This is a genomic window from Paenibacillus peoriae KCTC 3763, assembly GCF_000236805.1.
In the GTDB taxonomy this organism is placed as follows: domain Bacteria; phylum Bacillota; class Bacilli; order Paenibacillales; family Paenibacillaceae; genus Paenibacillus; species Paenibacillus peoriae.
In genome coordinates this window covers 106,536-132,535 of sequence record NZ_AGFX01000030.1, presented here as the reverse complement: position 1 = coordinate 132,535, position 26,000 = coordinate 106,536, and the positions used below count along the sequence as shown (strand labels likewise).

General features: G+C 49.4%; 24 protein-coding genes and 2 pseudogenes. 12 read left to right on the top strand and 14 right to left on the bottom strand.

Going from position 1 to position 26,000, the window contains the following annotated elements; translation table 11 throughout:
- Window positions 1-254 precede the first annotated feature (254 nt).
- The 7 genes and pseudogenes from KQI_RS28550 to KQI_RS0116640 all read left to right on the top strand — a co-directional run.
- Window positions 255-390, top strand: a pseudogene (locus KQI_RS28550) (IS3 family transposase); the annotation flags it as partial.
- 152 nt (window positions 391-542) lie between these two features.
- A pseudogene (locus KQI_RS27025) lies at window positions 543-905 on the top strand (DUF72 domain-containing protein); the annotation flags it as partial.
- A gap of 9 nt (window positions 906-914) precedes the next feature.
- Window positions 915-1,238, top strand: coding sequence for a GT-D fold domain-containing glycosyltransferase (locus KQI_RS29335; RefSeq protein WP_277813526.1), 324 nt, complete (start codon window positions 915-917; stop codon window positions 1,236-1,238).
- A 14-nt stretch (window positions 1,239-1,252) separates the two neighbouring features.
- Window positions 1,253-2,380, top strand: coding sequence for an SGNH/GDSL hydrolase family protein (locus KQI_RS0116655; protein WP_010347972.1), 1,128 nt, complete (start codon window positions 1,253-1,255; stop codon window positions 2,378-2,380).
- Between the two features lie 250 nt (window positions 2,381-2,630).
- Entirely contained in the window at window positions 2,631-4,610 is a 1,980-nt protein-coding gene (locus KQI_RS0116650; RefSeq protein ID WP_010347971.1) for a methyl-accepting chemotaxis protein, read from the top strand.
- A gap of 56 nt (window positions 4,611-4,666) precedes the next feature.
- The gene (locus KQI_RS28015) at window positions 4,667-4,843 is read left to right on the top strand and encodes a YjfB family protein (RefSeq protein WP_010347970.1); all 177 of its coding nucleotides are present in this window, start codon (window positions 4,667-4,669) and stop codon (window positions 4,841-4,843) included.
- Window positions 4,844-5,036: 193 nt separating this feature from the next.
- The gene (locus KQI_RS0116640) at window positions 5,037-6,392 is read left to right on the top strand and encodes a dipeptidase (protein ID WP_010347968.1); all 1,356 of its coding nucleotides are present in this window, start codon (window positions 5,037-5,039) and stop codon (window positions 6,390-6,392) included.
- 148 nt (window positions 6,393-6,540) lie between these two features.
- Here the strand turns inward: KQI_RS0116640 and KQI_RS27020 are convergent, their stop codons facing one another.
- The 3 genes from KQI_RS27020 to KQI_RS0116625 form a co-directional block, all read right to left on the bottom strand.
- A complete protein-coding gene (locus KQI_RS27020) occupies window positions 6,541-6,912 on the bottom strand; it encodes a hypothetical protein (RefSeq protein ID WP_080572157.1) in 372 nt (123 codons plus the stop codon).
- Window positions 6,913-6,991: 79 nt separating this feature from the next.
- Window positions 6,992-7,483, bottom strand: coding sequence for a hypothetical protein (locus KQI_RS0116630; protein WP_007431810.1), 492 nt, complete (start codon window positions 7,481-7,483; stop codon window positions 6,992-6,994).
- Window positions 7,484-7,617: 134 nt separating this feature from the next.
- Window positions 7,618-8,100, bottom strand: a complete 483-nt coding sequence (locus tag KQI_RS0116625) for a hypothetical protein (protein WP_010347964.1) — start codon at window positions 8,098-8,100, stop codon at window positions 7,618-7,620.
- 489 nt (window positions 8,101-8,589) lie between these two features.
- On the opposite strand from KQI_RS0116625, the gene KQI_RS0116620 reads away from it, so the two are divergent.
- Both KQI_RS0116620 and KQI_RS27015 read left to right on the top strand, forming a co-directional pair.
- Window positions 8,590-8,949, top strand: a complete 360-nt coding sequence (locus tag KQI_RS0116620) for a BlaI/MecI/CopY family transcriptional regulator (RefSeq protein ID WP_010347963.1) — start codon at window positions 8,590-8,592, stop codon at window positions 8,947-8,949.
- Between the two features lie 22 nt (window positions 8,950-8,971).
- Entirely contained in the window at window positions 8,972-10,336 is a 1,365-nt protein-coding gene (locus tag KQI_RS27015; RefSeq protein ID WP_010347962.1) for a M56 family metallopeptidase, read from the top strand.
- A gap of 198 nt (window positions 10,337-10,534) precedes the next feature.
- Here KQI_RS27015 and KQI_RS0116610 read toward each other — a convergent pair whose 3' ends face one another.
- Window positions 10,535-10,762 carry a helix-turn-helix domain-containing protein gene (locus KQI_RS0116610; RefSeq protein WP_007431813.1) on the bottom strand — a complete coding sequence of 76 codons (228 nt, stop codon included), beginning with the start codon at window positions 10,760-10,762 and terminating at the stop codon, window positions 10,535-10,537.
- A gap of 303 nt (window positions 10,763-11,065) precedes the next feature.
- On the opposite strand from KQI_RS0116610, the gene efeO reads away from it, so the two are divergent.
- The 3 genes from efeO to KQI_RS0116595 are packed head-to-tail and all read left to right on the top strand — an operon-like array spanning window position 11,066 to window position 15,165.
- The gene (gene efeO / locus KQI_RS0116605; protein WP_010347961.1) at window positions 11,066-11,944 is read left to right on the top strand and encodes an iron uptake system protein EfeO; all 879 of its coding nucleotides are present in this window, start codon (window positions 11,066-11,068) and stop codon (window positions 11,942-11,944) included.
- A gap of 4 nt (window positions 11,945-11,948) precedes the next feature.
- Window positions 11,949-13,313: an iron uptake transporter deferrochelatase/peroxidase subunit gene (gene efeB / locus KQI_RS0116600; protein ID WP_010347959.1), complete on the top strand. Its 1,365-nt coding sequence runs from the start codon at window positions 11,949-11,951 to the stop codon at window positions 13,311-13,313.
- A 25-nt stretch (window positions 13,314-13,338) separates the two neighbouring features.
- Window positions 13,339-15,165 (top strand): FTR1 family iron permease, encoded by a 1,827-nt coding sequence (locus KQI_RS0116595; RefSeq protein ID WP_010347957.1) that lies wholly within the window; start codon window positions 13,339-13,341, stop codon window positions 15,163-15,165.
- An 85-nt stretch (window positions 15,166-15,250) separates the two neighbouring features.
- Here KQI_RS0116595 and KQI_RS0116590 read toward each other — a convergent pair whose 3' ends face one another.
- The 10 genes from KQI_RS0116590 to KQI_RS0116545 all read right to left on the bottom strand — a co-directional run bounded on the left by KQI_RS0116590 (window position 15,251) and on the right by KQI_RS0116545 (window position 25,982).
- Window positions 15,251-16,657, bottom strand: coding sequence for a type III PLP-dependent enzyme domain-containing protein (locus tag KQI_RS0116590; RefSeq protein WP_010347956.1), 1,407 nt, complete (start codon window positions 16,655-16,657; stop codon window positions 15,251-15,253).
- A 51-nt stretch (window positions 16,658-16,708) separates the two neighbouring features.
- Window positions 16,709-17,776 (bottom strand): Gfo/Idh/MocA family protein, encoded by a 1,068-nt coding sequence (locus KQI_RS0116585; protein ID WP_010347955.1) that lies wholly within the window; start codon window positions 17,774-17,776, stop codon window positions 16,709-16,711.
- Window positions 17,773-18,933 carry a hypothetical protein gene (locus tag KQI_RS0116580; protein WP_010347954.1) on the bottom strand — a complete coding sequence of 387 codons (1,161 nt, stop codon included), beginning with the start codon at window positions 18,931-18,933 and terminating at the stop codon, window positions 17,773-17,775. The genes KQI_RS0116585 and KQI_RS0116580 overlap by 4 nt, the downstream gene beginning before the upstream one ends.
- A gap of 17 nt (window positions 18,934-18,950) precedes the next feature.
- Window positions 18,951-20,495, bottom strand: a complete 1,545-nt coding sequence (locus KQI_RS0116575; RefSeq protein ID WP_010347953.1) for a hypothetical protein — start codon at window positions 20,493-20,495, stop codon at window positions 18,951-18,953.
- Window positions 20,496-20,559: 64 nt separating this feature from the next.
- Window positions 20,560-21,372: an ABC transporter permease gene (locus tag KQI_RS0116570; RefSeq protein ID WP_010347952.1), complete on the bottom strand. Its 813-nt coding sequence runs from the start codon at window positions 21,370-21,372 to the stop codon at window positions 20,560-20,562.
- A gap of 1 nt (window position 21,373) precedes the next feature.
- Complete coding sequence (locus KQI_RS0116565; protein WP_029390201.1) at window positions 21,374-22,180, bottom strand: ABC transporter permease; 807 nt, start codon at window positions 22,178-22,180, stop codon at window positions 21,374-21,376.
- A complete protein-coding gene (locus KQI_RS0116560) occupies window positions 22,170-23,162 on the bottom strand; it encodes an ABC transporter ATP-binding protein (RefSeq protein WP_010347950.1) in 993 nt (330 codons plus the stop codon). The genes KQI_RS0116565 and KQI_RS0116560 overlap by 11 nt, the downstream gene beginning before the upstream one ends.
- 57 nt (window positions 23,163-23,219) lie before the next feature.
- Entirely contained in the window at window positions 23,220-24,350 is a 1,131-nt protein-coding gene (locus tag KQI_RS0116555; protein ID WP_010347949.1) for a hypothetical protein, read from the bottom strand.
- Window positions 24,343-24,588 carry an acyl carrier protein gene (locus KQI_RS0116550; RefSeq protein WP_010347948.1) on the bottom strand — a complete coding sequence of 82 codons (246 nt, stop codon included), beginning with the start codon at window positions 24,586-24,588 and terminating at the stop codon, window positions 24,343-24,345. The genes KQI_RS0116555 and KQI_RS0116550 overlap by 8 nt, the downstream gene beginning before the upstream one ends.
- Before the next feature lie 17 nt (window positions 24,589-24,605).
- Entirely contained in the window at window positions 24,606-25,982 is a 1,377-nt protein-coding gene (locus KQI_RS0116545) for a preATP grasp domain-containing protein (RefSeq protein ID WP_010347947.1), read from the bottom strand.
- Window positions 25,983-26,000: the final 18 nt, after the last annotated feature.

Here is a 26,000-nt window from a genome sequence, read left to right as displayed (position 1 = left end):
ATGGTTTGAAGGTCGGTCAATTTACCATTATAAAGGAAGGTGCTTTTCGTTTTTAGATTTAGATAGTGATTTCAATGATGTATGAGGTTCACCAAAGTGATGATCGTTTTTTAGCTGATTTACGGCTAACCATAGTTCGGAATTAACCGCCTAATGAATGAATTGCACCCCAATTGTTAGACATCATCTAATAGTTGGAGGTGCAGTTTTTTATGGCCAAATTAACAGCACAACAAAAATTACTTAGTGAGGGCTTAAAAGCCCGTATTATAGCTATTTACCATGAACATCAAGGTCGTTGGATATCGTTGAATTCGCGATCAATTACACAATGAAGGGCTTAGAGTCAATCACAAAAAAGTGCAACGAATCTTGGACGAACTTGGATTAATAACAATCAGGTATAATCGAGCCATAATTTAAAGATTTTCTTTATTCATGATTTATTTCAACCAATATGCATTTGGGGGGAATTGAATCCAATGTAGAGTATACGTACAATAAATGAATTTCACACAAGGTTATAACGAATCCTTTTTTCGGAGCCGCAGGCCGGACCGGGCTCTGTTCCTATTGTGCCGCAGGCTACAGACAGCAGCCTGACGATCGTGCGCCTCCACGGGCGAAATGCATCCGGCTGGAATCAAAGCTCTGCGCCCAACTGGCGGGAGGTTCGTTATCTGTATCGGTACAATGAACAGGAATTGATCGAATGGAGAGACAGATTGCTGGAGCTGGAGCAGCAGAGCCGTGAGATTTGCGTTATTTTCAATAACAATTCGGGAGGAGATGCCGCCGCTAACGCCAAACAGTTGATGACGCTGCTCGGCATGGACCCCAAGCCTTTTCCACCCCGCACCCCCCCTCAGGAGAACGAGGGACCGGAACAGCTTGAATTATTTTAAAGGCCCGCGCTGACCTGCCACGCCTGTCTGAATAGGTTTTTGGCCGTGACACCTGCATTCTGGGACATGCTGAAAGATCGACGGGTTCTGCTGGTCACCCGGACGGCCGCTGAAGTCAAGCCCGTTCTTGAGGCTGAGCCCTATCGGCTGCATATCTCGCACACACTTGCATTTCATCAATATGAACAGATGCCCGAAACGCTCCAATGGATTACATCACACAAAGATGACTTTGATATTGCGCGGTTCTCTTGCTTAAAAATAGACTTTAAGATTTTCTGTCACTCATTTTACAATATTATAGAAACTAGAGTTAAATTTTGGAGACTATAAGGAGGATATAGGCAATGACACATAACAAGAGACTGAAGACATATCCACTTACAAAAGCAAAGCATGTCAAGGTTCATGGTCGAACTACGCAAACACTTACACCACTGACTCTGTTTTGGACAGGCAGCGGCATTGAATTAAATATTAAAGGCTCGGAGCTGTGGATTGAAATTGAAGCCGATTATCAGGTGTACGAGCAATGGATCAGTATTGTCATCAACGGTGCCCCAATGAGTCGCCTGATGGTGACCGCAGGACGGTATTGGGTTTGTATTTTGAGAGGTATGAACCCTGACACGGTCAAAAATATTCGTGTGATCAAGGATGTCCAGCCAATGAGTTCGGACTCGCGCTGCTTGTTGCAAATTCATGCCCTGAGGGTTGACGGAGAATTGCTGCCGGTTACAGATAAGCCCCACAAGGTGGAATTTATCGGTGACAGCATTACCTCAGGAGAAGGAACGATTGGAGCGAAGCAGGAGGAAGACTGGGTTCCCATGTTGTTCACGGCACTACATAATTATACAGCCATCACTGCCGAAGCACTGAATGCGGATTACCGAGTACTGTCACAAAGCGGATGGGGTGTCCTAACGGGCTGGGATAATAATCCGCATACGAACATACCGGCATATTATGAGCAGGTATGTGGTGTGCTGACCGGAGAGAGAAATGAAGCATTAGGGGCATTTTCCGAACATGATTTCACCTCATGGCAGCCGGATGTGGTCGTGGTGAATTTGGGGACTAATGACGGGGGAGCCTTTTATTCACCTGCATGGACGGACCCAACAAGCGGGAAAGTGTACAAGCAGCGCTTGAACGAGGACGGCACATTCAATGAAGAAGATCTGCAAGCTTTTGAATACGCTATCGAAAATTTCCTTGCCAAGCTCCGTATCTGTAATCCCGCCGCCCATATTGTGTGGGCCTATGGGATGCTAGGTACTCCGATGATGCCAGCGATCTACCGGGCGGTAGACGCGTATAAGAAAAGAACGAGCGATCGGAATGTGTCCGTGTTCCAACTGCCTAACACGACGGAAGAAACGATAGGATCTCGCAGCCATCCCGGGCTCCTCGCCCATACCAAAGCAGCAGATGAGCTGACAGGGTATTTGCGAGAGATTTTAAAGAATTAGAATTCGGGAGGCAGAATCAGCTCTGGCATAGAATGCGAGATATACGGCAAACGATCGTATATCCGCATTCTACATAAAGGAAATACCTCATCCCTCCAGATTGCAAGATACTCCATGCTATGCAAGAAATAGTTCAGCGTGTTGAACAAATTAGTATTAAATCTATCAATTCGGCTTTAAATATCCGATAGTAAATACATATGAGATAAATATTAGAAATTGAATACGCACATAGAAAGCAGGGGGTTTGATGAAACAACTGAAACGATTGAAGAATTTAACATTGCGTAAAAAATTGACAGTAGCATTCCTGCTGGTCATGCTCGTACCTAGCATTATTGTCAGCTCGTTTTCCTATAAGGCAGCATATGACCAAACGGACCGTCAATTACTCGACAGTGCGACATCCAGCGTTACTGCATCTGATCGCGCAATTACCCAAACCATTCAAGCCAAAATCGCGGATATCGAATATTATTCTACTACGATGACCATAGGTGATAGCAATGCAGAAGCAGATCAAGACATTCTGAATAGACTGCAAGTGTATTTGAAAATGCATGCAGAAGCCACCGATATGTTTGTAGGAACTCCTGGAGGAAAGCTCATCATTGGCAAATCCACAGGACGTACAACCGATCCTCGTGAGCGTCCATGGTACAAACAAGCCATTGAAAAACCTGGGCAAACCGTAATCAGCCCTGTCGAACTCAATTCGAGTAAGGTTCCCGTTGTGTATATTTCACGTACATTTCCCGACAACAGCGGTGTTCTCGGTCTTTCTCTGAATTTGAATAATTTAAAAGAAATCACAAACTTAAAAATCGGGCAAAATGGTTATATCATGATATTGGATGGTGCCAAACGTGTCGTTACCCACCCGACAGAAGTCAGCGGAAGTACGAAAATGGGAGAAACGCTGCCACAACTGTTTACCTCCAAGGAAGGCAGCTTTAGTTACGAACTGGATGGCGTGGGCAAAAACCTGATTTTTAAAACCAATGCGCTGACAGGCTGGAAAATTACCGGAACGATGGACCAATCGGAAACCAGTGACTCCGCCAAACCGATTCTTGTCACGACGATCGTTGTGCTGGTGATTTCAGCCCTCATCATCGGTATGCTCGCACTATGGCTGATCAGCAGTATTCTCAAGCCGATCCAAAGATTGCGTAATTCCATGGATGCAATCAGCCAAGGCAATCTTTCCATCGATGTGGCGACTTCAAGCTCCGATGAAATTGGCGATTTATCAAGGTATTTTCAACAAATGGTGGATAATCTGCGTAACATGATTCGAGAAATCCAAGCGATGACAGGCAATTTGTCAGCCTCCTCGCAAGAGCTTGCTGCAGGGGCAGAACAAACGACCCGTGCCATCGAGCATGTGACCGTAGCTATTCAAGATGTAGCCGCAGGTAGTGAACGTCAAGTCCACAGCGCAAAAGATAATCAGGAACGGGTTAGCAGCATGTCCACTGACATTACAGCCATGACTGCCACCATGGCCGAAATGACTACTTATTCTTCACAGGCCATTGAGGCGTCGGATGTAGGCAGTGAGCATATCGGCAATAGTGTCGTCTCCATTGACGGCATTCGCACGACGGTGGAAGAACTCGATTCGATTGTCAGCGCTTTGAGTGACCGATCCGGACGAATCGGAACGATTGTCACCGTCATTACCGAAATCGCCAGCCAGACCAATCTGCTCGCACTGAACGCTTCTATTGAAGCAGCACGCGCAGGAGAGCACGGCAAGGGTTTTGCTGTCGTAGCGACGGAGGTCCGCAAGCTGGCTGAAAATTCGGCTCATTCAGCACAGCAAATTCGTGAACAAATTCAAGGAATACAGAGCGGTGTATCTGAGGCCCTAATCGCAATGGAATCTGCCAAAGAACGTGTAAGCGAAGGCATCAATTCCATTGACCTGTCCGGTCGTTCCTTTGCCCGCATTCGTAGAGCGGTAGCCAAATCGGCGAAGCAGCTCAATAACGTTGCTGCTTCTACCGCCGGGGTCGCAGAAGGTACAAGTACAGTCGTTGGCAGTATGGAGGAAATTACGCGCATCGCTGAGGAAGCGGCATCCCATACGGAGACCGTATCCGCCGCCGCCGAGGAACAGCTCGCCTCGATGGAAGAGATCGGTTCTTCCGCTGCAGATTTGACCCGTCTGGCCGAACAGCTTCAAGATTTGCTGCACCAATTCCAATTGGATGAAACAAAATAACCGTTCCAACCGATAAATACAGAGAAAGAATCTTTATCATGAAGGAGGATTGGAATATGGATATCGCAGCATTATCGACAGGTATGAGTCAGGCCAGCTTGGCTCAAGCCGCAAGTATCAAGGTTGCTGTTCTGGCCAAGGATCAAGCCAATGAGCAAGGACAAGCGCTGATACAGATGATGGAAAAAAGCGCGCAGCCTCATCTCGGAGGTCAACTGGACATCCGGGTGTAAGTGTAACTAAATTCATGCTGAAGGGCGATTCTACTCAGGTCTGGACAGACAGACCCGGGTAGAATCGCTTTTTTGATCTGTTATTTTTCGTTCAGCGCAAAACGTAGTACACTAGACATATCGTCCACGACCTCGGTTCGGGGGATAAAGCAAAATTCGTACAATTACAAGTACAAAGGAGGATACATACTTTATGAGTTATTCCGCTTATTTTGAACAAGCCAGAGAGCAACAGCTAAATGAGCTGAAGGAATGGTTGTCCATTCCGAGTATTTCCGCATTATCAGAGCACAAAAAGGACATTAACCAGGCAGCCGAATGGCTCGCTGCCAAACTGACTGCTGCCGGTCTGGAAAACATTGAGATTATTCCAACCAAAGGTCATCCACTGGTGTACGCTGATCATTTACACGCACCCGGTAAACCGACCATCCTCGTATACGGCCACTATGATGTACAGCCCGTTGATCCGCTTCACCTGTGGGAAACCCCGCCGTTCGAGCCATCTATCCGCGACGGAAAATTGTATGCACGCGGAGCGACAGACGACAAAGGTCAGGTGTTCTTGCACATAAAGGCGGTTGAGGCCATTTTGAAACAAGAGGGCAAGCTGCCGCTGAACATCAAATTCTGCATTGAAGGCGAGGAAGAAGTATCCAGCCCGAGCCTGCTTGAGTTTTTGCACACTGGAGCTGATCGTCTGGCTGCCGACGCTGTGCTGGTGTCCGACACCTCCCTGATCGAAAAAGGCAAGCCTGCGATTTGTACAGGTCTGCGTGGACTGTGCTCACTGGAAGTGGCCATTCACACCGCGAATACGGATCTGCACTCCGGCTCCTTTGGTGGCGGCGTACCGAATGCTCTGCATGCTATGGTGTCCTTGCTGGCAACCCTGCATGACGACAAAGGCCGTGTTAGCGTCGAAGGCTTCTACGACGATGTTGCACCGTTATCGGCAGAGATGAGAGAAGAATTTGTGAAGCAAGGCTTCAATGAGAGCAAGCTGCAACAGGAGCTTGCGCTTGATTCTCTGTATGGCGAAGAAGGTTTCAGCTTCGTTGAGCGTGTTGGAGCGCGTCCTACTCTGGAGCTGAACGGCGTATATGGCGGATTCCAGGGTGAGGGCACGAAAACGGTCATTCCGAAGGAAGCTCATGCGAAAATTACGTGCCGTCTGGTGGCAAACCAGAATCCACAGGACGTTCTGGATAAAATCGAGCGGCATTTGCGCGCCCATGTTCAGCCAGGAGCCACTCTGGAAATCCAACAGGGTGAGAAAGCAAATGCTTTTAACATTGACCCGTCACATGCTTTTTTGCAAGCGGCAGCGGATGCTTTTGCAAAAGTGTACGGTGTGCGTGCTCTGTTTACCAAAGATGGCGGCTCCATTCCGATCGTGGAAACCTTCTCCCGTGTGCTGACTGCTCCGGTTGTATTGATGGGCTTCGGCTTGCCGGATGAAAATCTGCATGCGCCGAACGAGCATTTTAATTTGGAGAATTTCGACAAAGGTTTGTTAACTATTGTGGAGTTCTTGAAGTCGGTGTAAGCTCACGAGCTTCTATAAATATATATTACAGTAGACTTGCTCATCTTATGCGGTAGAAAATAAGATGCAAACAAGCATTCACAGTATGTGATTCCACATGCTTCGTGAATGCTTGTTTTCGGTTATTCTTGTTTTCAATCACAGCGACTTATGTAAAACGGGTATAGCGCAGCAAACGCACCAGTTGATCCAGCCGCTCTATTTCCCGATCCCATTCGTGAAGCGGCTGCCCGGCCAAAGCAGCATTCGCTCTCAGATCACGCAGCGGGTTCATCCTGCGACCAATCAGCTTTAGCACCGTCGCCTTGCCCATATTATTGATTACCGCATATTGCGTTAAGGGATCTACCTCGATCCACAATATATGATGCTGTTGAAAAAACGACAGAAGCTGCTGTTTCAACTCCTCCAGTTCATCAGACTCGCCTGCGATTTGCGGATGATGATGAAAAGCCACGTAGCCCATCACCCGCAGGTCACTGATGATTTGCTCCAACTGAAGCGTTTCGTTGATGTGCATACGGTTTATACGATTCCATGCATTGTTCGAATGATTTTCTGTAATGAAATTCACCCCCAATTATAAAAAAACAACCGGCTTACACGCCAGTTGTTTCCCGTTCCACAAAATACTTATTTGTCATATAATGAGCCTTGCCTCTGGATGTGTCAACCATTCCCTTTTTACTGTCAAGAAAGACAATCTCCCGGCATTTGGTGCAGTACCACTTGGTCCGCTTAATGGGGGATTCAGTTACATACGATGTACCACATTTACAATCTACTTTGATCAAGGTTTCTGTTGATTTGTAAGCCTGGGACAACTCTTTTAAGCCAGTATCCGGCTGTTGAATCGGGATAATGACCTCCTGATAACTTGAATACTGATTATGCACTTTAAAATCTGCCACCAGTTCCGCATGCAGTCCAAAGTACTCTTTGCCAATCTCGGTTACAAATTTTTTGCCAATTCTGTAACACTCAAGCCATTCCTGTATCTGCTGATTAGACAAAGGCACTGTGCCCTTGATACCGCTATTTAATGTGTAAGTCATGATGTATAAAGTATCATCTTGTCTATGTCCGTACATGAGAAGCCTCCTTATAATACACTTGATAATGTACTACAAAGCGCAAAAAACATCAATTTTATTATTTGGCAAAAGGCTATAGAGATTAAAAAATTCAGGGAATGGACATATAGAATAAAAGCAACTAACCTAGGTCAGTTGCTTTGTCTTTCCACATAATACCTGTTCGTCATATACCACGCCTTGCCTTTTTCCGTATCCACCATGCCCTTTTTACGATCCAGAAACACAATGTTATTGCATTCCTTGCAGGACCACTTGGTTCTTTTGTGCGGGGACTCCTCTATATAGGAAGCTCCACATTTACATTCAACCTGAATTAACGTTTTATGCTGATTATATGCATCTGCCAGCGGGTCCAAATCTATAGCCTTGCGTTCTATCACAGGCTGTATCATGGATATGTGCTCTCTCTGCTCCGAGTATTCATTATGTACCTTAAAATCTGCTACCAGCTCAGGGTTTAAACCAAAATACTGTTTGCCTACTACCGTTACAAACTTGCTGCCAATTCGATATGCTTTGATCCATTCCTGAACCTGCTTACTGGATAGGTCGACAGTTCCCTTTATGCCGCTGTTTAGCGTATAAGTCATCAAGTGTTGGTTGGGTGTCATATGTCGCCTGTTCACCTCCAATCAAGAATATACCACAGGTAGCTCTATGGAAAAGCTACTTCCTGCTACCTGAAGCAACGAGCTTTTCTGCCTTGTGATTCTTCTTCAACACCTTTATATAAGTATAACTTAAAACCTGAAATATTGGCATTTACATTCTTAGACTACCACCGAATGCATTTCTATCCATGTATAACTTTGTGGTACAGCCTTCTGTATTGATTATTCATGTGAGTTGCCACATGACCTAATGGTAGTTTCTTCCTTCCCTCTATAATACAACATTTGAACACAAATTCCTACATATTTCAGCGGTTTAATCGTTTTTTGGGATAAAAAATGTTTATACTATATAGTAGGCCTTTTATTTTATTGTGAATGAACTGACAAAAATGACTACTCAAATAGTCATTGACAATAATTCACTACTGTTGTAGTATTTGTGATGTCGACGAACAACTATTGCAGTAGTCATCAAGGAGAACTGATATGCATATCAAACTGTTTGACTCGGAATTGAAAATCATGGAGGTATTATGGAATAGGGGGGATCTGACCGCTGGCATAATTGCTAAAATTCTAAAAGATGAAATTGGCTGGAACAGGAACACCACCTACACTATAATCAAGAAATGCATTGAAAAAGGTGCGATTGAGAGATTAGAGCCGAATTTCACATGCCATGCATTGATTACAAAAGAAGAAATACAGGAACTAGAAACGATGGGACTCATCAGCAAACTGTTTAATGGTTCAACCGAAATGTTCTTCTCTTCTTTTTTTAATAGCAAGAATCTTACAAAAGAGGAGATTGACAAACTGAAACAGATTGTGGATGACCTGAGTTGAGGAAACCAGGATGATATTCCTAATGAGTGTTTCAGCAAGTATTCTTATTTTTTTCATTATTGTTACAAGAATACTTGCTCTTAACAGGCTACCCAAAACAATGTTCCTCTTATTGTGGGGGATTGCTATATGCAAGTTGATGCTTCCCTTTACTGTTCCTTCAAGACTAAGCATCTATAACATATTCCCCGCTATTAGTTTATTTCTCACACAAGGTAGGGAAAAGTCAGGGATAGGGAAGTTCACGAGCGATAGCCAATTTGAGTATAGCAATTCTACTATCAACCAATTGTCGACACGAACCCCCTTTTCGGGAACCTCATTAATGCTACTTTGGATCACAGGAGTGGCTCTGCTGGTTATTTTTTTTGCGGTCATTTTTTATAAAAACCTCAAAGAAATGAGAACAGCCGTGCCAGTAAAAGGGAACGATCAAATTGACAAGTGGTTAACTAAAGAAAATGCATCCCGGCCTATTCAAATACTTGTGTCGGATAGAATCAGCTCCCCTCTTGTTTATGGCATCTTCTTCCCTAAAATTATCCTGCCAAAGTCGTTGGATTTTAATAATAAAATCCAGATGAAGCATATCCTTACTCATGAATTGGTTCACATCAAGCGTTTTGACAACCTAAAGAAATTTATGCTTGTTCTTGTTTTATGTTTTCATTGGTTTAATCCAGTCGTATGGGTACTTTATGTATTGGCTAACAGGGATATAGAACTTGCTTGTGATGAAAAAGTCCTTAAACTACTGGGAAACGATGTAAGGTCTGCTTATGCTCTGTCTTTAATCAACATGGCTGAACAAAGAAAAAAATTTATCCCATTTTATAACGGCTTTAGCAGAAATGCGGCCGAGGAGAGGATTGTGTCTATTATGAAATTCAAAAAGACGTCTATGATTTCAATGGCAACAGCACTTATCTTGGTTTTTGGTGGAACATCTGTATTTGCAACATCAGCAGATGTAGTAGAGGTTGATCCGAGCAATGTCACAGTTATAGATACATCAGATGTAAGTACCAACTTCGCCGGCAGCTATAGCATTAACCCATCTAAAGCAAATAACGTTACCGCAAATCTTGGCTCAGACGAAACTGAGTTTGCTACAGTTACTGGCGAGTCCGTTGTCGATAAGACTCCAGCTGTCACAATAAGTGAAGCTAACATCGTTAAGGACTCCACTTCTGTAAAAGCTGCGGTTGCATCTATTACGATAAAAGGGTATCAATATACCAGCTACGGCTCAATTCCTTTAGCTTTGAATGCAACAGCCACCTACCAAGGTTATACTTATACTGGCACCCTGTATCTGGAAAGCTTTACCTATGATAAAACAACCGATAAATATGTTGGCTCCTACTCAGGAACGCTTTATCGTTAAGAACTCATTGGATATCCCCACGCTATAACAGCAACCGCAAGTACAGTTCTTCTGTGCTTGCGGTTGTTTGTTTTTATTTGTTACCGATATGCATCATCACTTCCCTTGATTTTCAAGAACAAAACAAAAGCCTTCCCGACCCTCCCTCACGGTTGAAGGACCATCGAGAAGACTTTGTACCCCGCAAGGAACAAGAGGTCAGATTTTTAATTCGCCAAGCCTAATTAATTCCACGACCGCCTGTGAACGACCTTTTACGTTCAATTTTTGCATCACATTAGAAATATGGTTTCGGACCGTCTTTTCGCTAATAAATAGCTGTCCGGCGATGTCACGCGTCGTTTTGTCCTGCACCAGCAGTTCAAATACTTCACGTTCACGGTGAGTTAACAAAAACTTGTTTTTGTGGTCGTTACCCTTCGTCAATTTCACCCCTCCTTGCTCGGGTTTTGTGTGGTGTAACAAGGTTCAGGGATACAGTCAACACATTTTATGTCATGTGCTCAGGTATGGTTCAATATGCGAATAAAAATGGGCATAGGCACCTTGCTTACTGCTTTAATGATAGGTTGGACTTTGTGTCTAAATTATGTATTGACAGGCATATAGGCCAGCCTTATGATAAGAAAAACCGCGACTGATAATCATTATCAAATAAAATTTGATATAGATATCGCGCAACAGACTATGGTTCAGGGGCCAGTGTGGCCAGAAAGGGTGTCATTGATTATGAAACTACGTTATGCCGTACCGGCCGGAGTGCTGGTCTCTTCTATTCTGTTTGCAGGCTGCGGACAAACCGGAACTGCTACTCAGCAGTCCGCTGCAGCGACCAAAGACGCAGGTGCAGCAACACAGACAACGACTCCTGCAGCTTCTGCCCCCAATTTTGATCAAGCGGTAGCTGCTTATCGCACCTATGCCACCCAGCAATGCGATACGTTTGTGAAGAAGACGGAAGAATTCACAAATGCGGTCAAAGCTGGCGAGCTCGACAAGGCCAAGGCGCTGTATGCTCCTGCGCGCATGTATTATGAACGGATTGAACCGATTGCAGAAGCGCTGGGCGATCTGGACCCGAATATTGATGCTCGCGACGGTGATGTGGATGCGGCGGATTGGCGCGGCTTCCACCGTATTGAAAAAACATTGTGGGAAGAGAACTCGACCAAAGGATTGGACGAGTTTGCCGACCGCCTGTTGAGTGATGCCAAGCTGCTGCGTGCCAAGGTAGAAACGGTCAACATTGACGCCAGCCTGATGGTAACGGGTGCAGTCGAGCTGCTGAATGAAGTATCTACCTCCAAGGTGATGGGTGAAGAGGAACGGTATTCGCATACGGATCTGTACGACTTCGCAGCCAATGTGGAGGGCGCCCAAAAGATATATGACATCCTGAAAACAGACCTGAACCAAAAAGATGCGGCGTTGGAAAAACAAATTGGTGGGCGCTTTGCAGCCTTGCAGCAGGAGTTGGCTCCTTTCAAGGAAGGTGAAGGCTACGTATCGTATACAAAACTCAAGCCGGAAGAAATTAAAAAGCTGAGCCAGAACCTTGATGCCTTGGCAGAACCGCTGTCCCAAATGGGTAAATTGTTAGGAGTGTAATGATATGAAGGGCTTTAAGCGGCAAAAGGAGCAGGGAACTCCGCAGCATGCGCAATCCCACAAAGAACAGGCTGAGCTGGAAAAAAAAGATACGCTGCCAGCGGATGATGAGCTGTCAGGAAAGAGCAAAAGCGTATCACGCCGAGAGCTCTTAAAGCTGGCGGGGGTAGGTGGACTGGGTCTCCTGCTTGGCGGCGGTGGTGTAGGAGCTATGCTGTCAGCTGGTCAACGCCTCGAAAGCATGATGACCGAGGCAGATACCCAGGATGTCGTCCCTTTTTACGGCAAACATCAGGCCGGTATTGTGACTCCGGCACAGGATTTCATCTGCTTTGCGGCCTTTGATCTGACGACAAGCGACAAGGCACAGGTGCGCAGCCTGTTCAAAGCCTGGACGGAAGCAAGCGCTACGATGACTTCTGGTACGCTGATCGGCACTGATAATGAAAACCTCAACCTGCCTCCTTCCGATACGGGCGAGGCGGCGGGGTTGTCGCCGTCCCGGACGACGATCACCTTTGGGATAGGCCCATCCTTTTTTGATGGCCGCTATGGTCTGGCAGGGCTTAAGCCTGCCGGTTTCCGCGAGCTGCCCCGCTTCCAAGGGGATGCGCTGGATGAGCAATGGTGCGGCGGCGATATCGGGGTACAGGTATGCGCCAATGACTTGCAGGTTGCTTTTCATGCCTTGCGTAATTTGGCGCGTATCGCCCGAGGAACGGCAGTGCTTCGCTGGACGCAGGAGGGCTTTCAGCGAACAGCACAGGCCGATCTGGCAGGAAGCACACCTCGCAATTTGCTCGGCTTCAAGGACGGTACGGGGAACCCGGACACGTCCAAGGCAGACGAGATGCAACGGCTGGTGTGGACACAGTCCAGTGACGGACCTGCATGGATGGGCAACGGCAGCTATATGGCTGTACGCCGTGTACGCATGCGGATAGAGGTATGGGATCGCTCCACCCTGGGCGATCAAGAGGATACCTTCGGACGCCATCGCAGCAGCGGTGCCCCACTGGGCAAGGCCAAGGAGTTTGACAAGCTCGATCTGGCGGCTACAAGTCCGAAAGGCAAGCCGCTCACGCCTCCCACCTCTCATGTTGCATTGGCTCATGGAGACGGGAGCATGAATATTTTGCGGCGGTCTTATTCATATTCCAGCGGATTGGACAAGCAAACAGGACAGCTGGATGCCGGGCTGCTGTTCATCAGCTACCAGCGTGATCTGTTCAAGCAGTTCGTTCATATTCAGGAGAAGCTTGCACGCAATGACAAGCTGAACGAGTATATTGTACACAAAGGCAGTGCGGTGTTCGCCTGCTTCCCGGGTGTATCGCAAGGCGGCTACATCGGGGATACGTTATTTTAATAGCAGGCAAGGAAGGGGATTTATGATGAAGCGGCGCAATAAAAGCTTGGGATGGGTGTTGCTGCTGGCAGCTCTGCTACTGACAGTGACTCCGTTCATATCCGGTTCCGGAGCGGTCGCTTTTGCACAAACAGATGCCAAAGCTGTCTCCAACGATCAGCTAATGCCTGTGGTGGGCGGAGCGCTGGTGGAAGCGGGACAAGCCCAATGGACGGAAGCCTCCAAGGATCTTAAACAATTCCGTACCCTGTGGGAGACTGCCAGAACAAATGGCGGGGAGTCGGCCCACATCGCGGCTATAGATCAAGCGCTCACCGACGCGGAGCAGGCGCTTGCCAGTGGCGGCGGGGAGTCGGCGAAAGCTGCGCTATCCGTGCTGGCCCGCTCGGTCAATGAGTATGTGACTGCTGCCGAAGGAGATCAACCAGCCCCGGCTGGAGCCACAGCAGCAGAAAAGCTGCTGCCCATAGCGAAGGGCAGTCTGGCTGCCATGCAAAAAGGCGACTGGACGGCTGCCCGGGTCGATTACGACCGAATCGTAAAAGCCTGGTATCAGGTGGAAACCCCGATTCGTTCGGACAATTTTCCGGTATACAGTGCGCTGGAAACCAAAATCAGTCTCATTCGCATTTCCATGCAAGCCGAGCCGATTCGTCAAGAGCAGGCTCTTAAGGAAATGCAAGAACTGACGACCCTGCTATCCGATTATAGTCAGGGCAAATCCGTGAACACAGGACAGGGAGCAGGTGCAGGCAATGCGGCACCCGGAATGGCGAATGGTTCGACGGCTTCTCTGAGCGATGCAGTCCAATTGCTCGAATCCGCACGCCAGGCTGCGGCAGCCAATCAGCCAGAGCAAGCGGCTGACAAAATAGGGCAGTTTATCGTTATGTGGCCTTCTGTGGAAGGGCATGTGCAAATTTCCGATCCAGCTTCGTATACTGCGATTGAAAATGAAATGACTGAGACGTCCGGTCATCTGCTGTCTTCTCCGCCAGACACGAGCAAGGCAATCCAGACGATGGATCAAATGCTGGACAGGCTCCGCCCGTTGACGGAAAATCGTTCCTATACCGCCTGGGACGCCGCTCTGATCTTGCTGCGAGAGGGCTTGGAGGCCATTCTCGTGCTCGCAGCTTTGCTGGCCTATGCCAAAAAAAGCGGCGAGGCCGTGGCTGGCCGCTGGATATGGGCAGGTGCCGGCACGGGGCTGGTGCTGAGCGGAGCCTTGGCGGTGCTGTTCACCACGCTGGTGGCTGCCGCCGCCTCAGGCAGCATGCGTGAGCTGCTGGAAGGCGTCACCGGGCTGGTGGCGGTTGTGCTCATGCTGACTGTGGGCAGCTGGCTGCACAGCAAATCCAACGCTGCCGCGTGGAACCGCTTTGTTGAAAACAGCGTCGGCCATGCACTGGCGCGTGGCAGCCTGTGGTCGCTATTTGCCGTGTCAGCGCTCGCGATTATGCGTGAAGGAGCCGAGACAGCTATCTTTTATATCGGTATGGCTCCAGCCATCGAAACCTCGCAATTGCTGATCGGCATTGGCTCAGCAATGGCTATATTGGTCATCCTGGCATTTGCGATTATCAAATTTAGCGTAAGGTTGCCGATTCGCGCCTTTTTCCTGACTGCCACTGTACTGATTTACTATCTCGTATTCCGATTTCTGGGCGAAAGTATTCATTCACTTCAGGTGGCTGGCAAGCTTCCGGGGCATACTGCCTCCACGCTCCCTTCCATTAGCTGGTTGGGAATGTATCCGACTTGGGAAACGTTTGTCCCACAAGTGGCTGTGCTGATCTTCATGGTGTGGCAGCTTGTGCGTCAGGAAATACGCAGCTCCAAGCAACACTAATCCAATCTACGTTATTCATAATATAAAACGCCAAAACACGGGGCCGATGTGTATCGACTCCAATGATTTTGGCGTTTTTGCATACTTACAGCACATCCTCCGGTAACGGAATCATGCGCTGATGATGCAGCAAATCCGTGCGGTCACCGTGTTCACGAATTACATGCACCTCCCCGCGAAAATCGAGCAACTCTGCCGGGGTAGCATGTCCCAGAAAATGCACTGGACTATAGCTTAGTCCATAAGCCCCCGCGTTGGGAAAGACGATGTAGTCGCCCTCCTGAATCGGGGGAAGCTGTGCTTTTTTCACCATACAATCCTCGGGTGTACAGAGCGGGCCTACAATGCTTACCGTTTCCAGCTCCAGCGATGCCTCTATCGAATGCTCCTCTATCCGGCTTGCAGCCTCCCCCGACAACGGCAGCTCAACAGCAATCTCCTCCTGAACAGGAGCGTTTCGCTGCCCCATACGCATGTTAGCTCCCATTTCCCGTCCTGCCTGTTCCGTCACTTGCCTGCGCATAATTCGCACCGGGTAGTTGTCCCGAAGGCGGCGGCCCCGAAAGGTAGCCGAGACATAATGATTCATACCGCCATCAGCCACCACAAACTTCTCTCCCTTGGACTCCTTGGTATACAATGCCCGGCAAACATACAACCCTGCTTGAGCGACCAGATACCTGCCGCTTTCGATAATTAGCGTAACTCCCGGCATACGGGATCGGGTCTGCTCCGCAAGCGCGTTCAGTCCGTCGATGACTTGCTCCATATCCAATGGCTGCTCATGAGCAAAATAAGGGACACCAAACCCACCGCCCAAATTTACCGTATGCATTGCAACACCATACCGGGCCTGTACCCGTTCCGCCAACTGCAGCGTATTTGCAAACGAAGCCAGAATCTGATCCGCTTTTAGCATTTGCGTGCCTGTATATACCTGGATGCCTTGAAAATAAACATGTGGGCAATCTTCCAGCGTCTCAAAAAAATGATCCAGCTGCCCTTCATCGACTCCAAAGGGACGGGGAACACCGCCCATTTTAATCGTCGCCCCCGACAGATCGTTATCGGGATTGATACGAACCGCAGCCCTGACAAATAAACCCGCTTGCGCAGCAATGTCCTCCAGTAGGCGCAGCTCCCGCACCGATTCGACATGAATACAACCGATTCCGCAGGCTACCGCCTCGCTCAATTCGGCTGCCGTTTTGCCCGGTCCGGCGTACAACACGTCTTCCGCGGCATATCCTGCCTCCATGGCCACGAACAATTCCCCGGCCGAAGCGATCTCGACGCCGCAGCCTAACGAGCGCAGCAATCCCGCCAAGGCTACGTTGCCGTTAGCCTTAAGCGCGTAATGTACACGCACAGCAGGGTGTAACCTGGCCAATAGCGAGCTGACATGAGCATACATCGAGTCTCCGTCGTAATAGTAAAATGGTGTCGGGTGCTTACCGAAACGCTCCAGCAAAAACTCGTCCTTTTCAACCATCTGCTGAATCCCCCTCTCTTCGCTTTTCTATCCTCAGCATTTTGCACATACTCATACGGCATAGATCGTCTCGCCCGAATGTGCTGCCTCATGAATGGCTGCCAGCAGTCTGACTCGCTCAGCGGCCTCACGGAACAGGATCGGCTCAGCTTCCCCCCGGATGATGCTGCAGAAGGCCTCCAGCTGATTGACATAATAGTTCATAGGCTCGAAAACAGTTTTCATTTTGGATTGTGGCTGTGGCTGAAATGGTGAGTGAGAGGTCATTTCCTTCATTTCTGTCTTGAGTGTTATTTTATAAAAACCTAAATTTGCCCGAAAGCAGTCCTGCAAGGTGACCACCGCCGAATCAAAAGTCAGTACATGAGCGCAGCGATAAGGCCGCTCGAATGAAAAGAGGGCTGACACCTCCAAGCCGCTCGGATAACGGGCCTGTGCGTGAAATGTCCAGTCACAGCCATGGGGACCATTGAAATCCGATTGGCTGCGAAATTCCGCCTGCTCTAATCCAACGACAGCCTGAAGCAGCTGAAGCCAGTACACGCCCAAATCCCAAAAGCATCCCCCGCCCTGCTCCGGCCGGGATCTGTAATTGTTCGCATGCCCATCCTTGGCGGGAATGCACAGACTCGTTGCTATAGAGCGTAAACGACCATAGCAACCTGATTCCACGATCCTACGCAGCTCGCGCTGCCAGGGATGATGCTGCACCATGACTCCCTCCAGCAGGTAAGCACGGCTCTGCTCAACAGTCGCGGCCAAGGGAATCAGATCCGCTGTATTCAAGCATAACGGCTTTTCTACCAGCACGTGCTTGTGAGCCTGCAGTGCTTTGCCAATCCACTCGGCATGCAGGTCGTTGCTAAGTGCAATATATACAGCGTCGATCTCCGGGTCCTTCAGCAAATCCTCGGCATGCCGATAAACGACACGGACCCCAAAACGCTCCGCCAGTTCTTCCGCCTTGGCAACCGTGCGATTGGCAAGCGCGGTCACACGGGCCCCTGCAACGTGCCTGATCGGCTCCAGCAATGCACGCGGGGCAATGGCGGAACAGCCGATGATCCCAAAGCGGATATCTCCTACCGCAGGTTCATGTGCAGCAGCGGCGGCGTTCATGACCCTTTCTCCATTCCGGATGCGCTTGCCTGCATTTGGATGCTATTCACATACGACTCCACATAGCGCGGCGTCTGACTGCGCAGTTCCACGATTTTCCGATGCATATTTTCCAGTACCTCAGCACTGCCGCCATAGGTTTCCATCCATGTCTCGTAGCGCATACCTAGTCCCAGACGTTCCCACAGGTCCGCATTATGCTTCTCATGCACACCAAACGGCTCTAGCATAATAAGCGGAGTAGCTGTAGCGAACGAATCGGTCATGCTGCCTCCACCGGGCTTACTGACAATGGCTTGAACATGACATGTTCGGTCCAGCAAGCTATGGTAATCTGCCCCAACCTGATACACTGTTCCTTCGCCCGGTTTTACCTCTCCGAAAGGTGGAAAGGTATGCTCTCCAGCTTTATTTCGCTGCCATGTTCTCCACTGCGGGTCCATCCGAAAATAGCGTATACTGTCGCGCTGTTCATCCGGCTGATCCTGATCATACAACAGCAAATCCAGTTCCCATCCAGCCTCTTCCAGCTGCCCAACCTTGTCACGGTATGTGCCCATGCCCCAGCCACCGCCATGTACGAATAAGCGGGATTGCCGTGCTTCAAAAGGGATATGCTTTACAGCCTGGACATCAATATAGTGGCTGACTCTATTCTTGTCATTTTCAAATAAAGTCGTTTCTCCACAGCCATCAGCAAAAAGCGGATTATGCTTGGCCAGATTTTTCCAGGAAGGCGAAGGTGTCGAATCCATATAGATGATGTCTACCTGCACCGACTCCGGCTCTCTCCGTTTGCGATACTCCTCCAGTACATACATCCAATGACCGGATAAGCATATAAAATACCGCCGATCCTCCGCCATCCATTGGTTCAGCAGTACTTCCATTGCAGCAGGGTCCAATGAATTTCGCATATCCTGCGGCACCTTCTGTGACATTAAGGCTACAGCAAAATTGTCGTGATAAGCTTTACGGCTTTTGTCGACCTGGAGACGGGCCGATGCCGGCAGCACATTTTCAAACACATGAATTGACGTATCGAAGCCAAGTCTGCGAAAACCCGCTTGCAACAACAAGCCAGGGGTATAAAAACCCAGTCCGAAACCGGAACACAAAATCGTTATCTTCGTCTGTTGTTCTATATTTGCACACATGCTCATACGCCTCCCGTTTAATTCAGCACTGTAAAATGATGCTCCGCCAAAAAACGCTCCAGCTTTGTAGTCAAACGCATTTTGTCTTCGTCCCCTGCAGCAACCAGTTCCAAATAAAGACGACCCTTTCCTCGGGCCCGTTCGCTTCCGGCAGCTTCTTTTTTACCACTTAAGTCCGGCTTAGCCACGCCATTCCCTTCTGATCCGCCATTACCAGCACTTATCCCACTCACGCGAGCCTGCTTGGCAGATGATCTGCCATCGCACCCGGTTGCATTGCTGCTTGTTGTGCTTGATATGCTTGTATGGCCTTCAATCCTGTTTTCCCCATCTCTTCCACCTGTGTTCACATATAACGTATTGGCGCCCAGCGGCATTATGCCTTCCTCACGTTCCCCTGTGAACAGCAGTCCTTCACATTTCAGCCCTTCCAGCAGTTCCTCATAGGTCAGACTGCCGTCATGGGATAGCGAATAATTCGTCAGCGTGCCGCGCATGTTTTTCGCGGCGAGAAAATTATCGAGCTGATGTTTGATCAGACTCATCGACTTGCGGGCGTTAATTTCAATAATCGGCTCCAGCTTGCCGCCACGGAGTGTCATGGAGTCAATGCAAACATCACCGTAATATCCATCCTGATACAACTGCCGTCCCACGTCCTGCATTAAGCTAAAATAGCCCTCGCGCTCCAGCCGTTCCATAAAAGCCTCGTCCGGCGACAAAGATTCCCGATAGGCAAATTGAGTGTTGGACAGCCATTGCACGGATAGGATATCCACCCTTCCATCATCACCAATCGAAAATTGGCATGAAAAATCCTGCTCTTTTTCCAAAAAAGGCTCCAGAAGGAATAGCACCTGTTTGCCTTTGCGCTCCTGTCCACGCAAATACGATACGATCCGGTCCAGCATTTGTGTCGAAGTAATGTGCAGGTTTCCTTTGCCCGATACGCCAAAATCATCCTTGATTAAAAAGCTTCCATCCCGCAGCAGCTTGCGCCCCGCCTCAGCTACATCCGCAAACGAAGTCACGATATGGCCCGGATTACGCAGGCCGAGACTGCGTTTGAGATCAGAGGAATAGGTTTTGGCATTTACCTTGCGAATCGTCTCCAGCGGTGGCTGATGCAATGTGATTCCCCAGGCACGGGCAGCCTCTTCCACATGCGGCAAACCCGCAAACGGGCTGAGCACACAGCCCTCCAGCTGAGGGAAGCCCTCTCCGGGATTGGCCTTGCGGCTGCCCAGCAGTTCAAAAACGGAAGCCGCTGATACGTTGCCGCCAGCTTGCTCCATTCCATCCGTCAAATCCCGTTCATTGACAGCCGGATGAAAGCCCAGCTCTGCGATATACTGACGATGCACAGGCGAAATCGCATAACGGGTCAATAACGCGTCCCCTGGCTGGCAAAAGCTGAACAGCAGTTCATCCATCGCCGCTACAATCGCTGAAGATGCCCGGTCAGGCAGAGCGGGCAGGGAAGCCAACTGGGCATCCCGCCAGTATGCCTCCGCTTCGAACGTTCCCATATACAAATGACGCTGGCTCGGTATCGCATTCATGTCATTCGCTTCCTTTCTTGCTTCGTTATTAGCCTACTATGACTAGCCCACTAAGACGGTAGCGCTACTGGCTTGCACTCGTATAATCACGCAGCGCAAACTGCCATATCAAACGGATGATCGCCAGCAGCCAGAGAGGTGCAAGAAATGCCCAAACAATCAAACCGATATCCATTTTGCCGAGAATAAACATAGGCGGAAAGTTGCAAATGACAAACACCGGAAGCACGAACAAGCCAATACGCTGAATCAGGTTGCTATACACAGCCATCGGCACATAGTTTGTCTCGAAAATGCTGTTCGACAGCTCCGTTACGCCATTCGTGCGAATAATCCAGAAGGCCAGCAATTGTGGCAGCAAAAACACGGAATAGGCCGTAAGCACCCCGCATCCGAGCAGCACAGCGAAGCCGCCCACGGTTTCCAAATCAAATGGCAGCCCGAGTCGAACCCAGCCAATGCCCGTCATGATTCCGCCGCCCACTACATTCGGCACGGTGTAGCCCAGCTCAAATTGACGCAGCGTCACCATAAATTGCAGCGACACCGGCTTGGTGATAAGCACATCCAGTGAGCCAGTACGGATTTTGTCAGGCAGACTTGTAAAATTACTGTAGAACAAGCCGCTGTAAAATCCGCTCATCATCGTAAATACGCCGATATATAGCAGCACCGCATCGGGAGTCCAGCCGTTAATGTCCGTTCCGGCCCGGTATGGAACCGAAGCGTACAGCAGCTTGATGAGCAAATAAGCCGTTTCAACCAGAAACGCAGTAATAAAATTAATGCGGTATTCCAGCTGCGACATGACGGAAAACTGGACAAACTTCCAGTACAGCCTAAAATAACGCCCAACGTTTCGGAAAACATTTTTCATGTTAGCCTCCTACCGAGACAAAGCGTTTGAGCCCGGCTTGCCACACCCGGCGTGATACGGCCGCCAGCACTGCAATCCAGAGCCATTGTACGCCAATGCCTTTGGCGGCTTCCAACACAGTCAGCTTACCTGTTAGCGCGTTTACCGGAAAAAATACGGTGTAGCTGAACGGTAGCAAGCTGAACAGACGGGCCAAAGCATCTCCAAAAATCGTCAGCGGGAACACGGTACCGCTAGCTACATAAATGACAAGCGACAGCGTGTAAAATAATCCTGCTGATTCCGTTATCCAAAAGGCTATGCCGCTCAGCGTGTAATAGACCACAAAATTGAGTACAAGCGCTCCCGGCAACGCCAATATGTAAAGCAGAATATACGACAGCTCGAAGCCGATATGTCCCTCCAGACTGAGACATAGCAGCAAAATAGCAGCCGCCAACAGTACGACTGCGGATTGTACCGCTTTGCCACCGATAAATCGGCAAAAACGGTAAGCAAAATAATGCACAGGCTGCACCATGAATTTGGCCAATCCGCCTTCCTTGATATCTGTAGCAATTTCATATTCAAAGCCCGTGGCGATCAGTTTTCCGGTCACGCCCGCCATAACGACATAAACCAGCATTTCCGGCAGAGAATAGCCCAGCACTCTTGCCTGTCCCGAAGAGCCGAATACCGCAAGCCAGAGAAAAATTTGCGTCATGATCGGCAGCATAAACCCTGCCATCTGCAGCCAATAATTGGCCCGGTATTCCATTTCGTTTTGCATGCCAAGCTGGAGCACCTTCACATATTTGTTAGTTCGCATCAGCCAGCCTGCCCCCATCGTACAAATTGGCTATCCCCTCTTCCAGCGGGACATCCTCAATCGTAAAATCAACGACAGGCAGTGCGTCCAGAATCTTTTTGGACCAGGTCAGCGTATCTTCTGCATCCAGTTCAAATACCGCCTCCAGCTCGGAGTTGGAGCGCAGCTTGCCGAGTCCTGCCAGCGTCAGGTTAGGCACGGGAGTCTCCAGTCGAACCTTGAGCAGTTTACGAGCACCGATGACCTCGTTCACCTTGTGCAAGTCTCCGTCATAAACCAACTGGCCACCGCTAATAATGATGGATCTGCTGCATAAATCCTCAATATCCTTCATATAATGGCTTGTCAGCAGGATGGTCGTCCGATGCGCGCGGTTATAGGCTTTGAAAAACTCACGAATCCGCCGCTGAGAAACTAGGTCCAGTCCGATCGTCGGCTCGTCTAGTAAAATAACCCGTGGACGATGCAGCAGCGCGGCAATCAGCTCCATTTTCATACGCTCGCCGAGAGATAGCCGCCGCACCTGTACATGAAGCTGCTCCTCCACACCTAGCAGGGTGACCAGCTCGTCCAGCGCCTCCTTATAACGTCTTTCATCTATTTCGTAAATAAGCTTGTTCAGCTCGAACGACTCGCTTGCAGGCAGATCCCACCAGAGCTGGTTTTTCTGTCCCATCACGATGGAAAACTGACGTTTAAACTCTTTTTGTCGCTTCCACGGGGTAAAACCGAGTACCGACGCTTCCCCCTCACTGGGATGGAGAATGCCGGACAGCATTTTGAGCGTCGTTGTTTTGCCCGCCCCGTTCGGACCGAGAAACCCGACAATTTCCCCTTCCTCAATGCTGAAGCTGACATTTTTCACGGCCTTCTTGGTCAGCTTTTCCCGCCTGAACAGGTTTTGTAACGATTTGCGCACGCCCGGCTCCTTTTTGTAGTACGTAAACGTTTTCGACAATTGATTCAATGTAATGGACGGCAATGAATTTCCCTCCTCTTCCGACTGACCCAAACGATTTAACCGAACGCTCAACCTGAGCTAATCGGCTGCCTGCTCCGTTAAAACCATTAATTCCTCCAGCATATGCCGCTGTCTTTCAATCAGGCTCAGAGCGCGTTCCCTAATCTCAGGTATCCGCTGCTTGCGCAGTTGGAGACCTGTTTTGTAAATATACAGATTGAGCTTGTGCCAATCTGCGTACAGCGATTGCGCCAATTCAATCACATGCTGTGTATGTGGTCCCAGCGAAGCTTGATGCAGCAGGCAATAATCAGCGGTGTAATCCGTCAAATGAAGGGCACTACCCAATCGTAGATTGTAATAGATTTCATGACAGTACGCCCGAAAATCCTGATCCTCCATTTCTGCCAACAAGCGAAAATCGTCGACAAATGCCCGGTATCCCGCATCCCCTCGCTTGACATGCTTGCCTGTTGCAGCCTTTCCAGTCTGATTTGCCGACTCATCTGGCGAAAGCACGCCTCTCCAGACCGCTTCGTGCCCAGTCACATACTGACGAATATGGTATGCACACGCAGCATGCAACTCGCCTGGCGAAAGCCGGACAGGCTGCTCCACCAGCCATGCATACTCAATAATACCCTGCATCAAATCATCGAGACGGGCCGGTCCCACATAAGTCATAGCCTGTCCCGAGGAGTCCAGCAGGAAGCTATCATTTACCTGTGCCGTCCGCTCCCCCAGGTCCAATCCGCACAGCTCAATCACATGACCCCTTGGGTAATTTTTCACATATACATCGTGATAAGTTAAGGCCGTGCTTGACGTATGCAGCATCGTACCGTAGCCAGATGTGAGCACCCGCAGCAAGTCGGTTTCATCGTTTACGCCAGCGATCCACGGCTCCACCCGAATCACAGGTCCGCCGCTGGCTGCCATTTCTTGCAGCTGTTCCGGGTATTTCTCAGGTCCGAAGCGCTTCAAATCTCCGCTATATTCCGCACACATGCTTCCACACAGCATGAACAGCTCGGACTCTGCCATGTTCACCCCATAGCGTCGCAATGACGTGCGCAGAGATGAATATACACAATGTTTCCCCGGAAGAGCGTTGGCTACTTCTTCAACAGCGTGGTCAACAATGGAATCATGACGACTATCCATGCCCGATTCCTGCACAGGTCTGGTCTTCGCCGCGCCCTTATGCATATTTGCCCAGCAGACGTTCAATGCCTTGCAGTGTAGATAGATGCTCCAGCACCAGATCGTCATCCTCCATCGTAATATCAAGCTCATTTTCCAGCTCCACAATCAATTCAACAGCAGACAGAGAATTAAGCCCCAAGGTTCGCAGGTCCTGATCAGGAGCCAGCTGTTCAAGCTCGCCCGGAGCCAGCTTTAATACCTTTTCCAGCAAGGGTACTACATGGTATACATTTGTTTTCATCTTGAATTCCTCCCGAATTATAAGCATCCCAATCCAGCGATGATCCCTTCCAACTTGTGCGCATAAGCTTCCGCTTCCTGCCAGCTGTCTGCCAAAATAAGTGTGAATATTCGGTTTACGTAGCCCCGTTTTACAGGAATATCCGATAGCGTGCCCGCCGTATAAACAAACACCCCTTGAGCGCGTTCCGGTGTATAGAGCAAGCCCTCCTCCGCGAGCAACTCGCACAAGCGGCTATAGGTAAGGGGTGAAGCGGTAACGTTGCGATAGTAACGGGACAATGTTTTATGCTGCTCTCCCAAGACAGAGGACAGGAACGAGATGTACGTAGACAGGGTAAATCTGCCGTTAATCTCGATCACCGGAACCAGCACCCCGTCTTCATCCACAAAACCGTCAATGGAGGCCATACCTGTATATCCGATGGAATACAGATAGGTTCCCAGTTGATAGGCGCAGCGTCTCACTTCCTCCTCTAGTGCAGGGCCAATATCAGCCGGAACCTGAGACCCGATATACACGGTGCCGTCCACGTTTTGTCTTTTTAGCGAAAACATGGTCACACCACCGCTCTCGTCGATACAGAGCTGATAATTCAGATCCATCTGTTTGGTGTGCCAGCGCTCCACCAGCCAACCGCCGGAAGATGGCGATGAGCCGCCGAAGCGCCGCATCACACTCAGCAGTGTGTCCAGCTTGGACAGCTCGTCCAGCATATACATGCCTTGTCCCGAGGCACCATGCGGCTGCTTGATAATCAGCTTCACAGGCCCGTCCGCCAACTCAGCCAGTCTGACACATTCCCTGCGGATCGCCGCTTCGTCTTCGCATACAGCACCTTCACTGACAGCAAAACCAAGCTTTTGCGCAGTCAGGCGACTGAATATTTTATCATTCACCCGAGCGCTGATTGAGGACGGAGCGCCGATCAGCTCCAGTCCGCAGCACTCCGCAATCGCTTCCTCCTGCGGTGTGACCGCATACGGAACGAGCCACGCTTTGGCTCCGCCGCTGCTGTGGCCTGCGTCCGCAACCGCGCGCAGTCGTGCCAAAAGCGCCTTGTCCGCCAGCACCAGCTCCGAAATCGGCGTTAGCGGGTCAGACGGCTCCGGCACCTCAATACGCGGCAGACTAAAGCCCAGCCGCCGAAGCATGTCCAGAAAAGCCTCATCCGGCTTTTCGCGAAGTACAATAACATCCTGACTCCGGCACAGCAGGAGATTCATTTCCTCCATCCGGTTTACGACCTGCTGTTCATCCCGGTCCACCATCCCCCCTTTGCGGGGGGACGGATGCCATACCTGCTCTGCCCCGATATTGAACAACCAAATCAGTACTCCATGATCTCGTTCATGAGCAAGCGCTTCCACCAGATTGATCGTTTTCGTCGTCACGTCCTGTCATCCCTCTCT